Raw genomic sequence first — 20,650 nt, 5'->3', positions numbered from 1 at the left:
GTCTATAATTTGCTTCCAAAGATAAGATAGCTAAAAGAGCCGTACTGTGACCAAAGTCACATATTCATCTTCGTTTTTGATTGTAATGCTATTTTCTGCTGTATGCTATTTTTTGTTTTAAGACTTTCACAGTAATCAACGGCTTCGTGAGTGCGCACAAATAGATTCTCCCGTCCAAGAATTTCAATCAATCCGCTACTGTAAAAAATATCGCGAGTGGGTCCGATGGCCCCAGCAATCAAAAATTGAATGTCTTGTGCATGAAGTTCGTTTATAAGCTGTTCAAGTGAAGCAAGCGCACTACTGTCTATGTAGTTTATGGCTTCTGCATTTAGAATAACATACTTTAATCCTGGCTGCTTTTTTTTGATTTGATTTAGCAACTGCCTTTTAAAATAATCTTTGTTCCCGAAAAAGAGTTGGGCATCAAAACGAAGAATCAGAATATTGTGAAAAGACTCTGCTTCTTCCTCAAAGCGTTCCACATTCCTAAAATAATCCGTTCCCTTTATTCTTCCCAAAACAGCAATATGGGGTCTGGATATTCGGTTTACCAATAGAACCAGAGAAAAAAGAACGCCAAAAATGATTCCCTGGGTTATTCCAATCAAAAGTGTGGTTAAAAATGTTAGAATGAGCAGTATAAACTCGTCCTTCCTATGTTTGAAAAGTTCTACGGGGAGTTTCAAGTCAATCAAACTGTAAATGGCCACTAGAATAATAGCGCCCAAAACTGCCTTTGGCAAAAAGCTGAAAATAGGGGTAAGAAAAAGCAACGTAAGTCCCACTACAATAGCACTTATTATAGAAGATAAACCTGTTTTAGCTCCCTCATTCACATTTACGGCGGTTCTTGAAAGGCCCGCGTTTGCAGGATACGACTGAAAAAAGGAACCTATTATATTGGATAAGCCCAAAGCTTTGAGTTCTTGATTGGCATCGGTAAAATATTCATTGCTCTTTTCCTCTACAGCTTTGGCCATTGTCATGGCTTCCGCAAACGAAATAAAGGCCAAGGTCAATGCTATTGGAAATGCGGAAACCCAATGCATGGAATCAACTTTGTGCATAAAAAAGTTAGGTAATCCCTTTGGGATATCTCCAACTAAAGAGACTTGACCCATGTAATCAGCAAAGAAATAAATTCCTAAAATGGACAAGACCACGACAAGCATAGCCGCTGGAAGCTTTTTGTACAACCACTTAAAGAAAAGAATCAGGATGATGGCAATTATGCCTATTACCAAATCCCAAGTATTCGTTTGATTTAGTTTTTGACCAATTTCAAGAATTGTTTCAAGGGTTCCCAGAGCTTTTATATCCAATCCTAAGATATATTTCAACTGACTTACCCCTATTACCAATGCTGCTGCTGATGTAAATCCGCTTACTACGGGACGGGATAAAAAGTTGGCCAAAAAACCCATTTTAAAGAACCCCATTGCCAATTGAAAAAGACCAACAAAGAGGGCCAGAAACAGAGCCATTGCAATGTATTCTTGAGTTGTGGCCAATTTCATGGCAGCCAAACCTGAAGCCACAATCAAAGAATCCAATGCTACGGGACCAACGGCCAATTTTCGGCTAGAACCGGTAAAGGCATATACCAAATTTGGAATCAAAGCTGCATAAAGTCCATATACCGGTGGGAGTCCAGCAATAAGCGCATAGGCCATACCTTGCGGAATAAGCATGATTCCCACGGTGAGTCCTGCCGAAATATCTCCAGAAAGAAATTCTTTTTTATAATTGGGCAGCCAATCCAGTATGGGAAAAAAGCGCTTAAGCATCGGTGCAAAGGTAATCAGCAATACCGAAATCCTGAGTAACCCAAGTTGCAAAAGCTAGAGGTCAATAATTGTGATATGGTTTCTGTGCAGTTCAATCTTTCCCAAGCCTTCGAGTTTTTTAAGTAGTCTGGAGATTACTACCCGAGATGTGTGCAGGTCATACGCAATTTCTTGATGGGTACTTTTTACATTCTGGTCCTTTGCGATTTCTGCCTTTTTTTTGAGATAATCTACCAAGCGTTGGTCCAAATTTTTAAATGCAATGCCATCTACTGTAACAAGCAATTCGTTCAAGCGGTTATGATAGCTTTCAAAAACAAAATTACGCCAAGAACGGTATTTGGATATCCATTCTTCCATTTTCCGAACAGGAATCATAACAAGCTCCACATCTGTTTCTGCAATGGCTCTAATCTCGCTTTTTGTATCGCCGAAACAACAAGCCATGGTCATGCTGCACGTATCCCCGGGTTCCAAATAGTAAAGCAATAACTCATCTCCATTATCATCTTCCCTTAAAATTTTAATGGCACCTGAAAGTAATAATGGCATTCCTTTAATGTACTGCCCGATTTCAATAATTTTATCCCCAGATTGAAATGAACTGGATTTCCCTACTTGCTCTATTTCGGTAATGAGAGGTGTTTCAAAATAGACTCCAAAGCTTTCTTTCAAATTACTTTCCACAAAACAAATTTAGTATTATCCAAGATTAAATTGTATCCAATACAATTACCAATTAATCCATAGATTACCTGTTTCAATAACAATTAAGTTGAAAGCATTTTCATGAATTCACAAAAATGATTCGGAGGCAAACCATTCAAGAGCAAGAAATCAAACAAAAAGCTCTTTTCTTACCTGTCTCATTATCCCACTACCTAATTTCCCCCCTGTCGAATTTTGGAATATTTATTGGAAGCTGTATTTGGAGGTAATATGTGCTTCCCCTTTTCTGAACTAGCCGTTTGTTGCGTATTTTTCAGTGAAGTACATCCAAAAATCGAAAAAACAAAAATTAATGCTACTATTTTTTTCATATTCGTAAATTTTGAACACTTAAAAATACAAACACTTCATCCTAAAATAAAGGAATTCTTAAATTTTGGGGTTATTATTACGTCTTTTACAAGGAAATTGAAGAAAGGCTTAAAAAATGACACTCTTTTCCTTCTTCTTATCTCGAAAACATTCCTTTTGTTAAAAAAATGCTAATAGCCTAAATTCTCCGCAACCTAATGATTCATACCTTATCTTTGTTTAAGTATTAATAATAATTATTAAACAAAATGGATGTATTGCTAAAGGCTGAAGAGTTTGAAAAAAGACCGATGAGCCACATGTCTACAAGTGACCGGGTAAAGGCATCTAGAGAAGCTAAAGACCTGGTTCTACGTATCAATGAGGTTTACAAGAAAACAAAGGACTCAAGGCTAATGGAGGTTATGAAACGTATCACCATTAAAAAGAAAAAAATAGATAAGCGATTAAAGGGCAATCCCCTAGTATAAATTGCAGATGGGGCGTTTCCATGAAAACCGCACTCCTCAAAATTGCTGTGAGATGGAAAACGTTGGATTCATTTTGAGTGCGAGCAGATTGGAGCGTCCCTTTTTTATAAAATACAGTTTTCAAAAAACTTTTAAATCATTGAATAATGTTTGGTCTGTTCAAGAAAAAATCTGAGAAAGAAAAATTACAGGAAAAATATGCAAAGCTTCTAAAGGAAGCGCACACACTTTCTACAACGAACAGGAAGCTAAGTGACGAAAAAACCTATGAGGCCGAACAGGTCATGAAGCAGATAGAAAATCTTTAGAGTAAAAATAGTATTTCTGGAACCACCACTGTAGAAACAAACTATACTCGCAAGCAATAAATGCAGCTTACAACGAAAAGTAAAGACCAAAGAGTAGTCCGAATCCAATTCTTTGTTACCAGCTCTTTTAGTAATGTGTCGCTAACTTGACCTTCTGATATTGCTTGATGCCTAGGAACAAACTGGAAAAAGGTAATTAGCCAGGTTCCCAATACCAAAACCAAGGGCAAAACAGTTGACATGCTGGGCTCATCATACACGATTTTCAGATAGATTCCTAATTGAGACAACATCAACGGAGCTACAATATAGCCCATTGCTCTGGTGTATTTTTTATGCCACTCAATCAGATTTTCTTTTGAAAAAAAGGAAAAACTCGGATAGATAATCAACTGTACTATCCAAATTAGCACCAACAATCCAAAATCAACTGAAAGCCGAAGTAGGCAAATTGTCATTACAAGTGTCTAGTGATTTTTGAACTCTTTGGTTTAGTGAAGGATAGAAAATAGTCCACTAGTTTTCCTTCCTTATTAACCAAATACTTTTGAAAGTTCCATTTTACACTTGAGTCCTTTTTTCCATTTAAATTCTTATTGGTGAGCCAGGTATAAAGTGGGTGCTGGTTTATTCCCTTTACATTGATTTTTTCCGTAAGCAAAAATGTAACTCCAAAATTGAGTTCGCAAAACTGCTGAATTTCATCTGCATTGCCTGGTTCTTGTTTACCAAACTGATTGCACGGCAATCCTATTACAACCAGTTTTTCACTGTAATCATCACTCAACTTTTGCAGTTCTCTATATTGAGGAGTAAATCCGCAAGCTGAAGCAACATTTACAAACAGTATGTGCTTACCCCTAAATTGGTTCAAATCAATGGAAGAGCCATTTAAGGATTTGATGGCTATGTCATAAATAGAGATTTGTTCAAACCCTTTTGTATCAATCCCAGTTTTTATTTTGTTCGTAATGTTCATATCACCAAAATCATTAGTTGTAATAATACTAAGAAACAAAAATACAATTTGTTTACATTTTTTTAATTATTGTTAAACAAAAGTTGGATTTATTTTTGATTTTTCTTTTTTCCAAGCATTTACGGAAAATACATGTAATGGGTTTGCCTACAATTCGACTCTTTCACCATGCAAAAAAGATTTTCTTTACTTTTTACACTTATCATTGTGCTGATTGTTCAAAGCTGCAAGATTGCTGATTTACAAACTTCTGAACTAAACCCAGATTTACCTCATCGTGAGGATAAGGCAATACAACTTTTGGATGGTGTCATCAAAAAGTATCGACTAGATATACTTGAAACTTCTAAAAACTATTCATTTAAAGCCAAAGATGACTGGAAAGGGCTATATGCAATCGCCAATCCTTTTCCCAAGGACAATGAACTCATGCAAATACGATTCAGGCCCTTCTCTTTTGACGGGCAGTTCAATTATCTCGAGACAAGAAATAAAACCATTTATGGTGTTCAGTCTTTTAAGCACTATAGGATAAATGAAGAGGGAAAGGTAAGCTTCAGACGAAAAAAAAGCATCTCTTTTACCTTACCCGCGATTCAGTATTTTTTCGAGCTTCCACTGCGCCTGAGGAATGCCCCAATCCTAAAATATGCAGGAGTCCGAGATTTTGAGAACAAAACCTACGATTTGGTTTTTGCTACCTGGGATAAACTGAAACCTCATAAAGAGCATGACCAATACTTATTATATATAGATAGAGAATCTGGTAATCTTTCCTTTGCCAGTTACACAGTTCGAGGAATGTACCTCCCCGTACCTAAGAGCGTATTTGGCTCCATCCGTTTTAATGGACTGAATAAAAATGAAAATGGTGTTACCTATCCTGAAAAACTATACATACAATTGAACAAGTTGAAAAAACCAAAACGGGCACTGCATACCATTACTATAAGTGACCTACGCCTAAACAGTTTTCCCTTGCCCTTGCTATATCCTGATAAAAATATCCAGTATAAAGGTGACTCCAAATTTTAAAGAACCTTTGCGTAACCACTTGTCGAAGCAAATATTCTATCTTGAGCATCAGCTTTTCATGTAGCATGCTTAAAAAGGGTATCTGTTTATTGATTTTTGTACTTTCCGTGATTCCTGTAAAATCCCAAAAAGCAGGAGTAAACTCCAAGCACGTCAAAGTTTTGTTTATTGGCAATAGCCTTACCTACTATAACAATTTACCAGAATTGGTAAAAGGAAAAGCACTCCAAAAGGATATTCGCTTGGATGTTGATATGATTGCATATCCCAACTACGCCCTTATCGACCATTGGGAAGATGGTAAGGCGCAAAAGATGATAAAGCAAGAAAAATATGACTTCGTTCTAATACAGCAAGGACCTTCATCTCAGCCTTATGGTAGAGAAGTTTTGTTTGATTATGGCAGACGCTTTAAAAGTCTTTGCGATACCTATGGAGGTCAGTTGATATTTCTTATGGTTTGGCCCTCCCAAAACCACTACTCTACATTTGATGCGGTAATAAAAAACCACGAAGATGCGGTAAGAACAATCAATGCTGGTATATGCCCCGTTGGTAAAGTCTGGAAAAAGCATTTTGATAGTACCAACGACTACTCTTATTATGGGCAGGATGGGTTTCACCCTTCCCTAAAGGGAAGTCAAGTAGCTGCTGAAATAATTGTATCCTGTTTATTCTAAAAACTTACCCTTTTTCGGTTCCATATCATACAAAAACACACCCTAAAAATTTAAGTAAATACTTGTTAATTAATGGATTCAAAACTTGTAGGAACGGATTTTTTTTGAAACCTTACATGATGTAAACACTATACACCATGAAAAAACCAACCATCATCGCAGGATTTCTATTTCTTTTTTTACTTCAAGGATGTTCATCCTATTTAACGAGTTCGGAAAACGTTAGCAAAACGAAGAATAACTATGACAAGTTTCTCGTAGTAGGTCGTTCCAAAGACAATACTGCGCGAATCAAGTTTGAAAACAGTGTGGTATCCCAATTGGCCGAACAGGGTTTAAATGCCGTGTCTTCCTATTCTGCAAATGCCATGGTGGACATCAATAAAAAATATTCGGATAGTGAGTTGGCTTCACTTAAGAAAAAACTAATGTCCAATGGGTACGACGGGGTTATTGTGACCAACCTTATCAATACCGAAGCATATACGGATGTTGTTCCGGGTAGTACTTCAACGGCCTATGTGCCTGCACGTGTGGGCAGATTTGGACGGTATCTCACATATTACCCAATCACAACATGGGAACCTGACCAGTTGAAAAGTGGCACGAAATACATCTTTGAAAGTAGCTTGTATCGTTTGGCAGAATCTTCGGGAGATAACTTGCAATGGGTAGGTCGTTTTGAGGTCAGGAATCCCTCTAGTTTGGAAAAGACCGTTAGCAATTACGCATTGGACTTGACCAAGGCTTTGGTAAAGAACAGCGTGTCAAACGCAAAATGAAATAACTTATTTGGCTTTTAAAATATTGTAATGCATCCCTAAGGCCAGGTTGTTGAATCCCTGAAAGGTATAGTCCAAACTGATTTTAAATCGGTTCATGCGAACACTTCCTCCCAGGTTTCCCCTAAGTCCGCTAATACTTGCCTGAACATCAAATGGATTTTCAAAACTAATGGTTTCCTCTTGGGTGGTAATGGTATATGTCCCCTTGAGGGCGTAGTTGGACTTTCCTGTGATGTAGCCAATTCCTCCGTACAAGTTCCAAACAGGAAATTTGGTAGAGGTCAAAACTTCGAAAAGCCAAGAATTTAAGGAGGCATCCACGGATTGCGATTCCCCAGTTACAAAGCCATCTGTTACAAAATCATAATCTGCATCTAATCTGGTAAAGGCCACAAATGCAGAGACGGCAACAGGCAACTTATTCAAACCTTTGAAACTTTTAGTCAGTTCGTTTTTTAAACCAAATCCCACAACCCCTACGGAGGCCTCATCTATGGAAATCTTTGGAAAAATTCGAAGACTAAATTCTGAGTTTAGTGGCAACCCTAAACTAGCTTGCAAAAATGCATTGGGCAACCAATTAGTGGATAGCAATCCTATACCAGTTGGAGCATCAAATATAAATTCTTCACCATCGCGGGTTGCTACAAAGGTTACTTCAGACTCCGTACTGCCTAATATCGTAGGAATGCTAACAAGGTTTCCCCCACCCAACACTTCCAAATTTTCTATAGCACTTATATCAATTATTCTAGACAACTTCTCGTCTGGCACAAATGAACCATTGGCTACAAGACCAAAATCCAACTCCCATTCTTGTTTTACTCGTGCGGTATTGTTCCAAGCGCCCGTAAGGCCATACAAAAGACCCTCACTAAGCGGTTCTAAGTAAATAGAGGCCAAGTCTTCAGCTGCCTCGACCCCTAAAACCAAATAATTTCTAAAATCAAAATCACTCTGGGCACCCAGTTTAACCGTTAAAAGTAAAAAGCATAACAACAACAATTTTCTAAAGGCATGCAAAGCGTATGGTTGTTTTTGTTAAAGTTCACATCAACTTAGGATTTGGATAATTATCGGACTGATCTTCCGCGGTTTGATCCATACAGACAAAATCCTTTTCCAGAGTTAAAATTAATTCTCTACCATTGGCAAGAAGCTGATTGTGGTAAAATCCAACTTTTTCATTGGTGTCCCAATGGCGTAATAATACATTTGAAATATGCAGCATAATTCTGCCTTCTGAAAAGGAGGCATGTAAAGCTTCTTGTTCATCCGAAGCTATTACCGAATAAGAGAAAAATGATTCATCAAACTCCGTTCTTTCTTCAACTTCGCCTGTTTCGCACAACTTCTGAACTTCCGATTTCGTTAACCTAAACCGTACTGTGTTTCCCTTGATTCTGATTTTCATACTCAATCCGTATTTCGGTTACTTTTGATATTATACTTTAGGAATGGTTATGCCTGATAAATTTTTCTATAACCACAGCAGTAACAATTACCAAATAAAACTGCCCAACCAGTCCTACCAAAACCGCAGCCTTCTGAGCCAAAGGGATTGCCGGGATTATTTCTCCATAGCCGATAGTCATTAAAGTAATAAAAGCGTAATACAATATCGCTTCACTGAATAAACTCATATCGCTTGAGTTCAATAAAGCGCCTTGGAAAGCCCCAGGATTTGTCAATTCTATGGACATGAACAAAAAAAACGCCAAAAAGCCCAACGAAATGTATCCGCTCATCAGTCCCAATATCACATTTTTGCTCACAAACTCTGCTTGCCAGACCTGTTTTATGATATTCCAAGTTACTACAATGTGAAAAATGAAATAAATCATCAGTCGAATCAGAACATTACTTTGCGATTCTTGACGGTTGATCATGGAACTTCCGAAAATAACAGCGGAAACCAAGAATAGTGTCACAAAAAACCAGGCCATAGGCTTATGTTTCGATATTACCAAGATTCCGCCTAAAATGCTTACCAAATAAAACAATGGCAACAAGGTAAACTCAAAAAACTCTGCAGGAACAATCAAAGAACCAAAAAGAATGGCAACTTGAATGACCAAAAAAATCTCAAAGCGAAACTTGTATAGTCTTGCAATCATATCACTTTCCTATAAGCTTAGTCTTCTAAAAGCTCATCATTAAAAGTATACCCCTCGTAGTTTACCTTAAACAAGGCACTATAAAGTGATGGAATAAAAAGTAAGGTTATTATGGTTCCAAACAATAGCCCAATCATAATACTTACAGCCATACCTTCCCACATTTCCCCTCCTGAAAGGTAGAGTGGCAATAGACCTAAAATGGTAGTGAATGTGGATAGTAATATGGGTCGAAAACGTTGCAAACAAGCTGCAATGACGGAGTCTTGGTCACTCCGCCCAGCCGCGAGTTCAACCTCCATACGGTCAATGAGCACAATGGCATTATTAATCACAATACCCGCCAACGAGATTACTCCTAAAAAGGGCATAAACCCAAAAGCCTCTTGAAACACCAACAAACCAACCACAACACCAATAATTCCGAGAGGAATGGTCAGGACAACCATTGCCATTTTTCGAACGGAATTGAACTGGATTATGAGCAACAGCACGATTATGAATCCAGAAATAGGAAGATAGCCTATTATAGGCCCCATATTCTCTTCCGTTTGCTTGGCATCACCCCCTAATTGATAGGAATACGCTTCTGGCCATACCCCATTAATCTGTTCTTCAAGCCATGGATTGACCACTGCCATAATTGCCGACGCATTGCCTCCATCTCTCAATTCACTGCTAATGACTATCGTTCTTTTTATATCCAGTCTTTTGATTTTGGCATATTGCCAAGCTGGAACTATAGAGGCAACTTGTAATAAGGGTACGCTTTTACCACTGTTTTGAGAATAAATATTTAAGGTTTCCAAAGACGCTAAGGTCTGTTGTTGGCTATCACCGCTTCGCATTAAAATAGGAATGGATTTGTCATCCTCCCTATATTCACCTGTTTGGAATCCGTCTAAAACGGTCTGCAAAGATGTGGCAATATCAGAGCTGGTAATACCTGCATTTTGAGCACGATTTTGATCAATCTCAATTAAAAACTTTTTACTTTTTGGCCCCCAATCATCCTTTACATTTTTAGTAAAGGCAACTCCAGAAAGTTTTTGCTTAACGCTTTCTGCAATGCTAGCTAGTTCATCTGGTTCTGGTCCTGAAACTTTAATTTCAATAGGAGTGCCTCCTCCCCCAGAACCCAACAGACCTACTTTTATGTCCGCATTAGGGAAGTTTTGAAAGGCATAGGCATCCAAACGTCGTACCATCTCTGCGTTCTCTTCAAAGGTGGTGGTATTCACCAAAATATGGGCATAGTTGGAATTGGGTTCATCTGGCGAATATCCCAAGTCGTAGGATTCCGGTCCTTCGCCGATATACGAGGACCAACTTACAATTCCCTTTTCTCTTTCGGTATTGACTTTAAGTGAATCGGCCATGAAGCCTTCTATCTGATTTACTACTTTGGTGGTGCTTTCAATCTTATTGCCTTCGGGTAGGTTGATATCAATGGTAACCATATTCCGGTCACTGTCCGGGAAAAAGATAAAGGGAATGTAACCAAAACCATATAAGGAAAGAAAGAAGGCTAAAAAAATACCCACAATGACTTTGTACTTATGTCGAAGTGCTAGCAAAATCAAATCCTTATAATATCGTTTGGCCGAGTTGATAATTCTATCTACCAAACTTGGTTTCTTTTCACCCTTTGGTGCTACTTTGAGAAACATATAGCAGAACATGGTTATGACCGTCAAAGCGATTAACCAAGATGACATTAAAGCAATAGTAATTACAACAAAAATTGGTCCCACTATATCCCCCATAGTAGTTGGGGAAAGGTAAAAAGCCAAAAAAGCTGCGGAAGTAGTCAAAGTCGAAATCAATAACGGCATCCAAAGCTCAGAAAAGGCCTCTATTGCAGCTTTATACTTCTCAATCCCTTGTTCCAATTTAACCATAATGGTTTCAGCTACTACGATGGCATTATCAACCAACATACCTAATGCCATGATAAGTGCTGCCAAGGTAACCTGGTTAAGACCCATGTTAATGATACCCATGAGCATTAAAGTCATGATGGTTACAATCGGAATCAAACTTGCAATGACAAATCCAGTCCGGAATCCTAAGAATACAAGCATTACTATCAATACAATACTAATGGACTCGATCAGGTTCACCATAAAATCGCTGACCTTTACATCAATATAGTTATCCAAAGAGGAGACCCTTGTCAATTCCAAACCGACCGGTAATCGCTTTTGCCATTGGTTTACAATCACATCCACTGCTTCACCCAGATAGACGATATTTTTGTCCTCTTTTAGGTTGACGTGCATGGTAATAGCTTCTTTTCCATCAACACTTACAATTTGATTTGGTGGGTCTATATAGCCTTTTGTCACGTTTGTGATATCTCCCAACTTTACTAATTGAGAACCGTTGCCTACAGGAATCAACATGTTTTGAATATCATCAACGGAATCAAAGTTTCCTGTGGGTTCCAAGATGATACGTTCATCCCCCACATTGATTTGACCTCCAGAGCTTAAAATGTTTGTTGCCCCAATATTTTGTTGCAATTTAGACGCAGATAGGCCATATTCTTTTAGCCTAGTATTGTCAAACTCAACAAAAACGCGTTCTTCTTGAACACCTCCCAGTTCAACTTTGGCAGCATCCGGAAGCTTAATTAAATCATCCTTGATATCATCAGCATATTCCTTCATTTCAGCATAACTGAATCCATCCGATGTTAAGCCTACAACAATACCGTACACGTCTCCAATACCATCATCATTTAAGTTTGGTGTAACCCCAGATGGGAGACCTTGAATTGAACCTAATTTTCTCCGCAACCGGTCCCAGACCGATTGCAAAGTTTCTGGGGAAACTTCGTCTTTTAAAGAAACACTTACAACGGAAAGGCCTGTGCGAGAGGTGCTGGTCACTTCTTTAAGCTCAGGAAGTTCCTGTGCCACTTTTTCAATTTTATCAGTGACCAATTGCTCTACCCGTTCTGGGCTGGCACCTGGAAACTGTGAAACTACAGTTGCCACACGAACCGTATACGGCGGCATACTATCTTGGGATAAACTAAAATACATGTTGATTCCCAACAAAATGATAGTTGCCAGCACCATAAAGGTGATGCGATTTTTATCGATGGAGAATTTGGCTAAATTCATATTCTGGTCGGTTATAGTGTTGTTATTGCAACCTTACTTCTTGGCCATCCAAAAGGGTTTGCAAGCCAGCCACGGCTATTCGCTGCCCTGAAGAAAGTCCTGAAGTCACTTCAAATCCTTGTGCCGTCAAATTACCGAGTTCTACTCCCTGTTTCTTCACTTTCCCTGTTTCCCCTTCACCTTCAACTAGAAATACAAAACGTCCATTGCTATCCTCTCCAACTGCATGGGGAGGCACTACCAATACATTGTTCGCAGAGTCATAATTGCCAAAATCAAAAGTCACATTGGCCGCCATGCCACTCCTTATGGCATCACTAGGATTTGTTACGATGACCCTAACCGGATAGGTTGATGTATTAACATCTACAGCTGGAGCCACTTCCGATACTCGACCTTTAAATTGGGCTTCTTCTATTGAGGTAAAGTCGACAACCACATCTATATCAGGTTTTACTCCGTTGATGATACTTTCCGGAATACCCAAGGTAATTTCCATATCGGTACCCGAATTCAAAACGGCAACAGCTTGACCAGGGCTAACATTCTCATCAATTTCCGCGGAAACGGATGCAATAGTACCATCTTCCGGCGCATAGATATAACCATAATTAATCTGTTCTTGCTGAATCTCCACTCCGCGTTTAGCAGATTTATAACTTTCCTCAGCGCTTCTAAAGGAGTTCTTGGCAGCTTCAAAATCACTAAGCGAAGTGCTCCCTTTTTCATAAAGCGTGCGAACACGATTAAGGCTCAGTTTCGCAGTATTTACTTGAGAAGCAGCACTATTTAGCTGTGTTATGGATTGTTCGTAGGCCAAGCGGGCCTGGACGTTGTCCAATTTAGCCAACAGCTGCCCTTTTTTCACTTTTTGGCCAAGCTTCAAATCAAACTGAGTAATGATGCCAGAGCTTCTAAAACTCAGATTGATAATTTTATCAGTCCTCGCGGTTCCGCTAAAGGTTCTTGAATCTTCACCTCCCAAAAAGCCGATTTCCATATACTTTACAGGTCGCAAGGTGGTTTCTTCCTTTTTTTCTTCACTTCCACAGGAAATTAAGATCAGGCCTAGGGCCAATAGTAAAGCGAATTGATGTGTAACTTTCATATTCCGGGTTCTTTTGGTCAATTAATTTTGCGCATTTAAAAATTCAAAAAAACGTTGTCTGAATTCATCATTCTTTTCTTTTGTATTCAGTATAAAATAGTAGCCCATAAAACGCTCCAATTGCAGTGCATTGATTAAAAAGTTATACACCGCATTGGTGCGGGCCAATTGCGCATTTAAATAGTTGTTTTGAGCATCCAGTAGTTGGACAATATTTACCGCACCTTCCGAGTATGAAGCTCGGGTTAGTTCAAGAGCCTCAGAAGCGGTTTCCTCTGATATTTTTGACAATTGTATATTGGACATTTGATTCACCAAATTCAGCACGCCATTTCGCACGTTTACCGAAATGTTCAATTCCAAATTATCCCGATTTATTTCCAACTGATCCTTTTGAATAAGGGCCGTTTGCCTATTTATATTATTCAAGTTTTGGTTAATTATGGGAATGGAGATGCTTGCTCCAGCGGTATATGAATTATCCACCAAACCAAACCCTAGGCCTTCGGGAACCGTACTCCCTTCACCTGAGCGATTAAAGGTAGAGTTATATTGTCCTTGAAGGGCTACTGTTGGCAAAAACCGACCATAGCCGTTCAGTCGAATGTTACGTTCAGTAGCTTCAAGGCTGTATCCCAAAGACCTCAGTTCGGGAGCATTTTTGTAGGCTTCTTGAATCAAAAAGTCGGTAAAAGCTTCTCGTAAGGTTGGGTTATCCAACAGGCCGAACAATTCTTCATATTTATAATCCTCAAAGACACCCTCATCCAATTCAACGTCGGTTACATCAATCTCCAAGTTGGAAGGGTTATTCAAAATTTGGTTTAGAATCAGGAACCCTTGTTCCAATTGGTTGATGGCCTCTACCATAGCCTGGGTATTCTGCGCCATTTCACTTCGAAAACGAAGCATATCAGATTTTCCAGATTGTCCAGCCTCAAAATTCTGTTCGGCTATCTCAAGGTTCCTTTTGGTCAAATCCACATTGCGTACCTGAATTTGTGTATTCGCCTTTAGAATCAATACATTAAAATAGGAATTGGCTGCGTCAAAGATTAAATCCAACTGAGAAGCATTGAAATCTTCTTGCTGGGCTTTCTGTAAATTCTTTTGAATGGATATATTGGCGTTGGCCGCTTCAGAGAAGACAGTCTGGTTCAAGGTAATGTTTCCTCCAGTGGAAAACTCCGGATTTTGTCCATTGCTTATGGCAGCTAAGTCAGGGTCCACATACGTAGCTGAGCCCGAAGCGGTAAGTGATGGCAAATAATTGCTATTGGCCGATTTTACCTCTTGTGATGCCAAATCCACATCCCTTTGATTGGATTGTATCGACAGGTTTTGTTCCAGTGCCTGATTGATCACAGTTAGCAAACCATATTCCTTTTCAGACAGTACATTTTTAAACTCGCCAACAAAATCGGTTTCTCCAATCAAACTGTACTTGATTGGGAATCCAATCGCGTCAGAGGTATTATAGTTTATCGTTAACCTAGGGTTGTAATCTATGTATATCGGTAATTCTGACATTGAGGTACCGGTGACATAGGCTTCAACATTTAAAGCGATTCTTCTAAAAAACTGATCCAAATTCTCTTCGGCTTGTAAGGTGGCCAAAAAACCTCTTCTTACATCAGCAGGACCATTAACGGTGAAAGAGGGTAATTTCCGTTCAATGAGTTCGGCTATCAAAGTTTGTTTTTCTTCGGTGGTCATAAAAAAACCGCCCGCCATATAGAGCGCATCCGTACCATCTAGGTCGTTTACAATATCGTCTACCGACTCAAAAGGAATCAACCGATAACTGGCATCCAAAGAAGCCAGCTCAGCATCAAATACTTTTTTGAGTGGTAAAATTTTCGCTATGGGTGCATCAATGGCAATTGCCAAGTTCTTAAAATTACTGAGCTCCTTAAAACGATTTAAATCATCTTGGTACGACTCTGATTCAATTAAATAGGTGAAGTTTTCTATTCCTGAACTGGTTTTTGAAAGATCTAATTGTTGCACATCCCTATTTACGGCACCAAACAAAATGGTAGGTTTCTGATGTACTGCCAATGGGCTTATCACCTCATTGTTAACTACACCAAACGCCAAAATAATATCGATATCACCATTAATGAATTGATTGTAGTTGTTTCGAGCACTTTCCAAATCGAAATTATTTACCAATAGACCGGAATCCGGAAAAACAATATTGGCATCTTCGCCAACAACAGCTTTGACTTCATTTATTAGCTTATCAATCAGTGGGGATAGTTCTGGATTTACCCTATCTACCAAGATTCCTACTCTGTAGGTCTTTTTATCCTGGGCCAAGATGTTGGACAAACTTGACATGAAGCATAATAGGACAACAAAAATTTTGATAGACTTCATATACTCTTTTCTAGTTCGATATAATAATTTCATTTATAGGTATTTGAAAATGACCCAAGGTTCAGTTATTCATTTCTTTCAGGGTTTAATTTCAATTTAGCAATCAGCTTTTCAACAGTAAGCCCTTGTACCAAAATTGAAAAAATGACAATGATATAAGTAATTACTAGGAATAGGTCTCTTTCCATTGATTCTGTGAGCCCCAAAGCTAAGGCTATTGAGATGGCTCCTCGTAATCCTCCCCAGGTCATTATAAGTGTTGTATTGGGTACAAAATCCAGTCGTTTTTGAAAGAGTTTCACTGGAATAATCAATGAAATGTATCGACAGGCCAGACCAATGGGTATGGCCAGCAATCCAGCATAAATATAGGTTGCATTCAACTCGAGCACCAACATTTCCATTCCAATCAAGACAAATAGAATAGTGTTCAAAAGGATATCTATCAGTTCCCAAAACTTATCAACATAGCTTTCCGTAAGTTTTGACATAGCCTGTTCCCGGGTTTTGTTTCCGCCTACCATTAAACCAGCGACTACCATGGCCAAAGGTGCGGAAACATGTAAATGCGTAGCTATTATAGTTCCAGACATCACAGTGGCCAAAGTAATAATGACCTCAATATTGTAATCATCAATCCGCTTCATGAAATAGTAGGTCACCCAGCCTAAAAAGAGGCCCCAAAGTAATCCTCCAAAAACTTCAACCACAAAAAGCTCCAATACATTTGTCAACGAAAAACCATTGGAACCACTTGCCAGTCCAAAAATGGTCAAGAACACAACTACCCCAACACCATCGTTAAACAAGGATTCACCAACAATCTTAATTTCCAATTTTTTTGGAGCGCCTGCTTTTTTCAAAATCCCCAATACAGCAATAGGGTCCGTAGGTGATATCAAAGCCCCGAAAAGCAGGCAGTAGATAAAACCAACTTGTATCCCCAATAGCTGTAAAAGGTAAAAAACGGCCGTCCCCACTAAAAAAGTAGAGACCAAAACCCCAAAGGTGGCAAAGACCAAAACAGGCCAACGTTGTTCTTTCAGCTTTTGTAAATCAGTGTGTAAGGCCCCAGCAAAGAGCAAGAAGCTCAACATAACATCCAAAAGCACCACCTTAAAATCTATTTTAGAAATGATGAACCTTTCTGCCTTCAGTAAGGTGTCATCAAAATAGCTCAAGGCAAAAACCGCAAGGGTAAAAAGAATTGTTATAAGTGTTAGCCCTATAGTATTGGGAAGTTTAAAGAAACGAAGGTTGAGATAACCAAAGACTGCGGATAAAAAAACAAGGATACTGGTTATGACAAAATAGTCCATTCAGAATCTAACTTTGAGGTTGGTTGACTGCTAATCAAAACAAAGTATGAATTATTTTAGGAAGATTACAGAGAAAGCTTAACAAAATGCATTTTGTTTAAGGTTTAATAATCCCTGTCCTAAAATCATAATATAAATGTCTACTGAATATTCCTTAATTAAACTTTTGTCCACTCTATGGTTTTTCCAACAAGCCCAGCGCCGACGGTAATTAAAAGTTTTTCATCCTCATTTTTCAATACTGCTTCATACCATTTCTTTTTTTTGACATTGAACAGTTTGGCTTTCCATTTTCCATTTTCTGAAGTAATATCCCTGAGTAGCAAAGTTCCAGCCTCAAGTTTATCAGAGGAAATCACTTTTCCTTCACTTCCCTTAATTTCAACAAGGGTAGTCCCTTTTGTAGTATCCCAAATACCTAAAATTGATTTCTGTCCTGTTACAACATTGGTTGAAAATAAAATACATAGAAAAACAAATACTACTGTTTTCATTTTTATTCTTTTTTACGTTATCTATTAATAAAATCTGTACGCCACAGATAGTCCTAAATTGAAAGATAGGACTGTAGGTTGATAGTCGCCGGTGACGGATATATTGTCTGTAGTACTTACCACATCGTTAATATTAGCGAAACCTCCACCAAATGTAAACGCTGGCATTAATGCAAAATGCCGCCCTAAGCTTGTACTAAAACCAATCCCGGCTTCAAAACCCAAGCCAAATCCTGTTTCTGAGCTTCTATTAAAACTTTGGGTAACGTTAGAGTCCGGTGCACTAATGGAAATACCTGGGTTCTGCACCACCATTGGCCCAATACCAATCCGCGGGTAAAAACTAAACTTTTTTGATAGATTCACCTTGTATGCCACTCCAAGCAATAGATAATACACCCTCCAATCTTCTGTGCTACCAAAGAAATTTACATCAGGATTATCTTCATTGAATCTTGCTATTACGTCTCCTATTTCCGTATTAAAGGTTTGATATCTAAAAGTACCCAAAAGCGTTATTCTGTCATTTAAAAAAAAGCCGCCGTAAATGTCCAACTTGGCACCATCATCTGCGAACCCCGAGTCTGGATTATTGATATCAGTGTCTTTAAAATCTCCTTGGGAAAAAGATGTTCCGTACGATGCTCCGAGATAAAATTTTGGAGTATCTGCTTGCGCGATTATTTGGTTAAACCCAAAAAACAGAAGAGATCCTAGCAATAATTTATTCACAATTAAGCAGTTAGTGTTCTAGTTGCAAACATAACTGCATAAGCTTCAAAACTTCTCAACAAATGTTGAGAAATGAGATGCTTAACTCTTTTTTCTTATTCGGCTTAGTTGGGTTGGAGTAATTCCAATCATGTTTGCGATAAAACGAAGTGGGAATTTTTTTAGAAGGTTGGGATTGTTTTCCAAAATAAACAGATATCGTTCTTTTGCGCTACCCGCTAAAAACAACATATGCATTTTTGCAAGTTGCATTGACCGGTCCGCAAGATGTTCCCTGATAAACCTATTATATGTAATGTTGACCTCTAATAGTTTTCTATTGTTCTCCGTTGAGGCCACCAGCATACTTGTGGGCTCGAAGGCATCTATGGAAATAAGAGTTTTTTCATTAGTGCGAACACCGATAAAATCAGTAACTAAATTATTTTTTGAAATGATACTACCCGTCATTTCCTCTCCATTTTCCTTAACTACATAAAGCCTAAGACTTCCATCGACAATATAACCGAACTCCGTGCAGATTTTATCTTGATGTTTGAAAATCTCTCCTTTGTCATAATATCGTTCATGAAAAATTCCTAGAATATCATTAATTTCTTCCTCAATGGGATTTGTAACAATGGATCTTATAAAGCATTCAAGTTGCTCCTTCATTGGGATAATTGAATTATGAAACTATAACATCTAAGTATTCTCAAGGGACAGAATTCACAAAAATAGTATGATAATATTTATTCGATAATCAATAAATGTTGAGAAAGTTAAACCTTCCTTTCTTCAGTTGGCTCAAAACAAAAAAATGAAAAAAGCCTCTCGATTTCTCGAAAGACTTGTGTTTACTCTGCTCCCCCTCTTGGGCTCGAACCAAGGACCCTCTGATTAACAGTGTTCACGAATAGGACACAATTAAATTTTAAAATTCGCGTATTTTATTGATTATCATAGTTTTAATAAATTTTGTTGTCAAACAAAATCAATTGAAATCAACTTTTTGCGTGCAAATTGCGTGCAATTTTTTTTATAACTTATGTTCATGAACACAAGTATAAAACTAAGTTTGGACACTCGAAGAATGATTCAAAATGGATGTTTTCCCATCATTTTAAGGCTAACCCATTTTAGAAAAACTACTTCAATAAAAACTGGGCATTACGTACCCGAGGAATACTGGGACCATCAAAGATGTAAAGTAAAAAGAAATTTCCCAGATGTTGATTCTGTTCACTTGATGAATACCCTTTTATTAAAAAAACAAATCAAAGCGCAAGAAGTAATCAATAAACTAGCCGACAATAACCAATTGGATAAACTTACTGCCAAAGATATAGCAGATAAAATAGTAAATAGGAAACGGTTAAGCTCCTTCTATGAATTTGGCCTTCAAAAAGTTGAAGAACTTATTCAGGAAAAGCGAATCGGCACAGCCAGAAATTATTCGGGGATTATTGGAAGACTAAAGGTCTTTACCAGCGGTAGAGATTTAAAATTCAATAAACTAAATCTTGAATTCTTGAAACGGTTTGAAAGATACCATTTATCAAACCCTGACAATTCAATCAACGGCATTGCATCTTATATGAGAACCATAAAAGCCATATATAACAAAGGCATAAAAGAAGGAATGGTGGATGAATCATTATATCCTTTTAAACACTATGTAATTAGGACAAAACCTACTGAGAAAAGGGCTATAAAACTGGAAAGTATCAAGAAAATTCTTGAAATGGAAACCAAGGTTGGTTCCAGATATTTTCACTATCGAAATTATTTTATACTTTCCTACCTAATGCTAGGTATGTCCTTTATTGACATGGCATTTTTAAGAAGAGATAATATTATCGATGGCCGTGTCAAATTTCAAAGACGAAAAACAGGTAAACGCTACGATATAGTTATAACCGATCAGATTAAACCCATAATTAAATACTATATGGATTATCCCAATCCATCTGGTTTTTTATTACCTATAATATATAGAGACACATTAGAGCTACAGTACAAAGATGCCCAATGGGAACTAAGAAGGTATAATATTGGGCTTAAAGAAATAGCCAAAAAGTGTGGTATCCAAGAACGTTTGACCTCTTATGTATCAAGACATAGTTTCGCAACACATGCCATGTTCAAAAAAGTTCCTTTGGAAGCTATATCTACAATGCTTGGACACGATAAATTAAGTACTACACAAATTTACCTTAAGTCCTTACCAAGCAAAATACTTGATACCTATCAATTAGAACTGAATTCCTTGTGACTGGTACGAGTGCCGCAAACTGTTC

The 20,650-nt window shown here is 38.1% G+C and carries 20 protein-coding genes; 6 read left to right on the top strand and 14 right to left on the bottom strand.

Translation table 11 applies throughout. The annotated features are described in order from the left end of the window. Positions 1-56: 56 nt before the first annotated feature. Together ACOKFD_RS13860 and ACOKFD_RS13855 are read right to left on the bottom strand one after the other, a co-directional pair. Positions 57-1,790, bottom strand: coding sequence for a SulP family inorganic anion transporter (locus ACOKFD_RS13860; protein ID WP_422858453.1), 1,734 nt, complete (start codon positions 1,788-1,790; stop codon positions 57-59). Positions 1,791-1,844: 54 nt separating this feature from the next. Further along, the gene (locus ACOKFD_RS13855; RefSeq protein ID WP_298995611.1) at positions 1,845-2,477 is read right to left on the bottom strand and encodes a Crp/Fnr family transcriptional regulator; all 633 of its coding nucleotides are present in this window, start codon (positions 2,475-2,477) and stop codon (positions 1,845-1,847) included. A gap of 602 nt (positions 2,478-3,079) precedes the next feature. Between ACOKFD_RS13855 and ACOKFD_RS13850 the strand changes: the two genes are divergently transcribed. Both ACOKFD_RS13850 and ACOKFD_RS13845 read left to right on the top strand, forming a co-directional pair. After that, positions 3,080-3,301 carry a hypothetical protein gene (locus tag ACOKFD_RS13850; protein ID WP_298995612.1) on the top strand — a complete coding sequence of 74 codons (222 nt, stop codon included), beginning with the start codon at positions 3,080-3,082 and terminating at the stop codon, positions 3,299-3,301. A gap of 146 nt (positions 3,302-3,447) precedes the next feature. Continuing rightward, the gene (locus ACOKFD_RS13845; RefSeq protein ID WP_298995613.1) at positions 3,448-3,609 is read left to right on the top strand and encodes a Lacal_2735 family protein; all 162 of its coding nucleotides are present in this window, start codon (positions 3,448-3,450) and stop codon (positions 3,607-3,609) included. Positions 3,610-3,650: 41 nt separating this feature from the next. Here ACOKFD_RS13845 and ACOKFD_RS13840 read toward each other — a convergent pair whose 3' ends face one another. Beyond that, complete coding sequence (locus ACOKFD_RS13840) at positions 3,651-4,067, bottom strand: hypothetical protein (RefSeq protein ID WP_422858452.1); 417 nt, start codon at positions 4,065-4,067, stop codon at positions 3,651-3,653. After that, positions 4,067-4,588, bottom strand: coding sequence for a glutathione peroxidase (locus ACOKFD_RS13835; RefSeq protein ID WP_422858451.1), 522 nt, complete (start codon positions 4,586-4,588; stop codon positions 4,067-4,069). Before ACOKFD_RS13835 ends, ACOKFD_RS13840 begins: the two co-directional genes overlap by 1 nt. Before the next feature lie 168 nt (positions 4,589-4,756). Here ACOKFD_RS13835 and ACOKFD_RS13830 point away from each other — a divergent pair, with 168 nt between their 5' ends. The 3 genes from ACOKFD_RS13830 to ACOKFD_RS13820 all read left to right on the top strand — a co-directional run bounded on the left by ACOKFD_RS13830 (position 4,757) and on the right by ACOKFD_RS13820 (position 7,085). After that, a complete protein-coding gene (locus tag ACOKFD_RS13830; RefSeq protein WP_422858450.1) occupies positions 4,757-5,623 on the top strand; it encodes a hypothetical protein in 867 nt (288 codons plus the stop codon). Between the two features lie 41 nt (positions 5,624-5,664). Beyond that, positions 5,665-6,303 carry an SGNH/GDSL hydrolase family protein gene (locus ACOKFD_RS13825; RefSeq protein WP_422858449.1) on the top strand — a complete coding sequence of 213 codons (639 nt, stop codon included), beginning with the start codon at positions 5,665-5,667 and terminating at the stop codon, positions 6,301-6,303. Positions 6,304-6,440: 137 nt separating this feature from the next. Beyond that, entirely contained in the window at positions 6,441-7,085 is a 645-nt protein-coding gene (locus tag ACOKFD_RS13820; RefSeq protein ID WP_422858448.1) for a hypothetical protein, read from the top strand. 6 nt (positions 7,086-7,091) lie between these two features. On the opposite strand, the gene ACOKFD_RS13815 is transcribed toward ACOKFD_RS13820, so the two are convergent. From ACOKFD_RS13815 to ACOKFD_RS13770, 10 genes are all read right to left on the bottom strand, one after another. After that, positions 7,092-8,111 carry a DUF6588 family protein gene (locus ACOKFD_RS13815; RefSeq protein WP_422858447.1) on the bottom strand — a complete coding sequence of 340 codons (1,020 nt, stop codon included), beginning with the start codon at positions 8,109-8,111 and terminating at the stop codon, positions 7,092-7,094. 25 nt (positions 8,112-8,136) lie between these two features. After that, positions 8,137-8,502, bottom strand: a complete 366-nt coding sequence (locus tag ACOKFD_RS13810; RefSeq protein ID WP_422858446.1) for a DUF7009 family protein — start codon at positions 8,500-8,502, stop codon at positions 8,137-8,139. A gap of 37 nt (positions 8,503-8,539) precedes the next feature. Further along, positions 8,540-9,205 (bottom strand): ion channel, encoded by a 666-nt coding sequence (locus tag ACOKFD_RS13805; RefSeq protein WP_422858445.1) that lies wholly within the window; start codon positions 9,203-9,205, stop codon positions 8,540-8,542. A 17-nt stretch (positions 9,206-9,222) separates the two neighbouring features. After that, entirely contained in the window at positions 9,223-12,336 is a 3,114-nt protein-coding gene (locus ACOKFD_RS13800; protein WP_422858444.1) for an efflux RND transporter permease subunit, read from the bottom strand. Positions 12,337-12,358: 22 nt separating this feature from the next. Further along, a complete protein-coding gene (locus tag ACOKFD_RS13795; RefSeq protein ID WP_422858443.1) occupies positions 12,359-13,444 on the bottom strand; it encodes an efflux RND transporter periplasmic adaptor subunit in 1,086 nt (361 codons plus the stop codon). A 21-nt stretch (positions 13,445-13,465) separates the two neighbouring features. Beyond that, on the bottom strand, positions 13,466-15,859 hold the full coding sequence (locus tag ACOKFD_RS13790) for a TolC family protein (RefSeq protein WP_422858442.1): 2,394 nt from the start codon (positions 15,857-15,859) through the stop codon (positions 13,466-13,468). A gap of 32 nt (positions 15,860-15,891) precedes the next feature. Next, a complete protein-coding gene (locus tag ACOKFD_RS13785) occupies positions 15,892-17,145 on the bottom strand; it encodes a cation:proton antiporter (RefSeq protein WP_422858441.1) in 1,254 nt (417 codons plus the stop codon). A 158-nt stretch (positions 17,146-17,303) separates the two neighbouring features. Beyond that, positions 17,304-17,639 (bottom strand): hypothetical protein, encoded by a 336-nt coding sequence (locus ACOKFD_RS13780; protein ID WP_422858440.1) that lies wholly within the window; start codon positions 17,637-17,639, stop codon positions 17,304-17,306. 24 nt (positions 17,640-17,663) lie between these two features. Then, complete coding sequence (locus ACOKFD_RS13775) at positions 17,664-18,371, bottom strand: outer membrane beta-barrel protein (RefSeq protein ID WP_422858439.1); 708 nt, start codon at positions 18,369-18,371, stop codon at positions 17,664-17,666. Positions 18,372-18,452: 81 nt separating this feature from the next. Further along, positions 18,453-19,025 (bottom strand): Crp/Fnr family transcriptional regulator, encoded by a 573-nt coding sequence (locus ACOKFD_RS13770; protein WP_422858438.1) that lies wholly within the window; start codon positions 19,023-19,025, stop codon positions 18,453-18,455. Positions 19,026-19,404: 379 nt separating this feature from the next. On the opposite strand from ACOKFD_RS13770, the gene ACOKFD_RS13765 reads away from it, so the two are divergent. Continuing rightward, positions 19,405-20,625, top strand: coding sequence for a site-specific integrase (locus ACOKFD_RS13765; RefSeq protein ID WP_422858437.1), 1,221 nt, complete (start codon positions 19,405-19,407; stop codon positions 20,623-20,625). Positions 20,626-20,650 lie beyond the last annotated feature (25 nt).

The sequence above is a fragment of the Flagellimonas ulvae genome, assembly GCF_049333175.1.
Lineage (GTDB): Bacteria > Bacteroidota > Bacteroidia > Flavobacteriales > Flavobacteriaceae > Flagellimonas.
The sequence above is the reverse complement of the archived record's forward strand: the minus strand, read 5'-3'. Positions and strand labels throughout refer to the sequence as shown.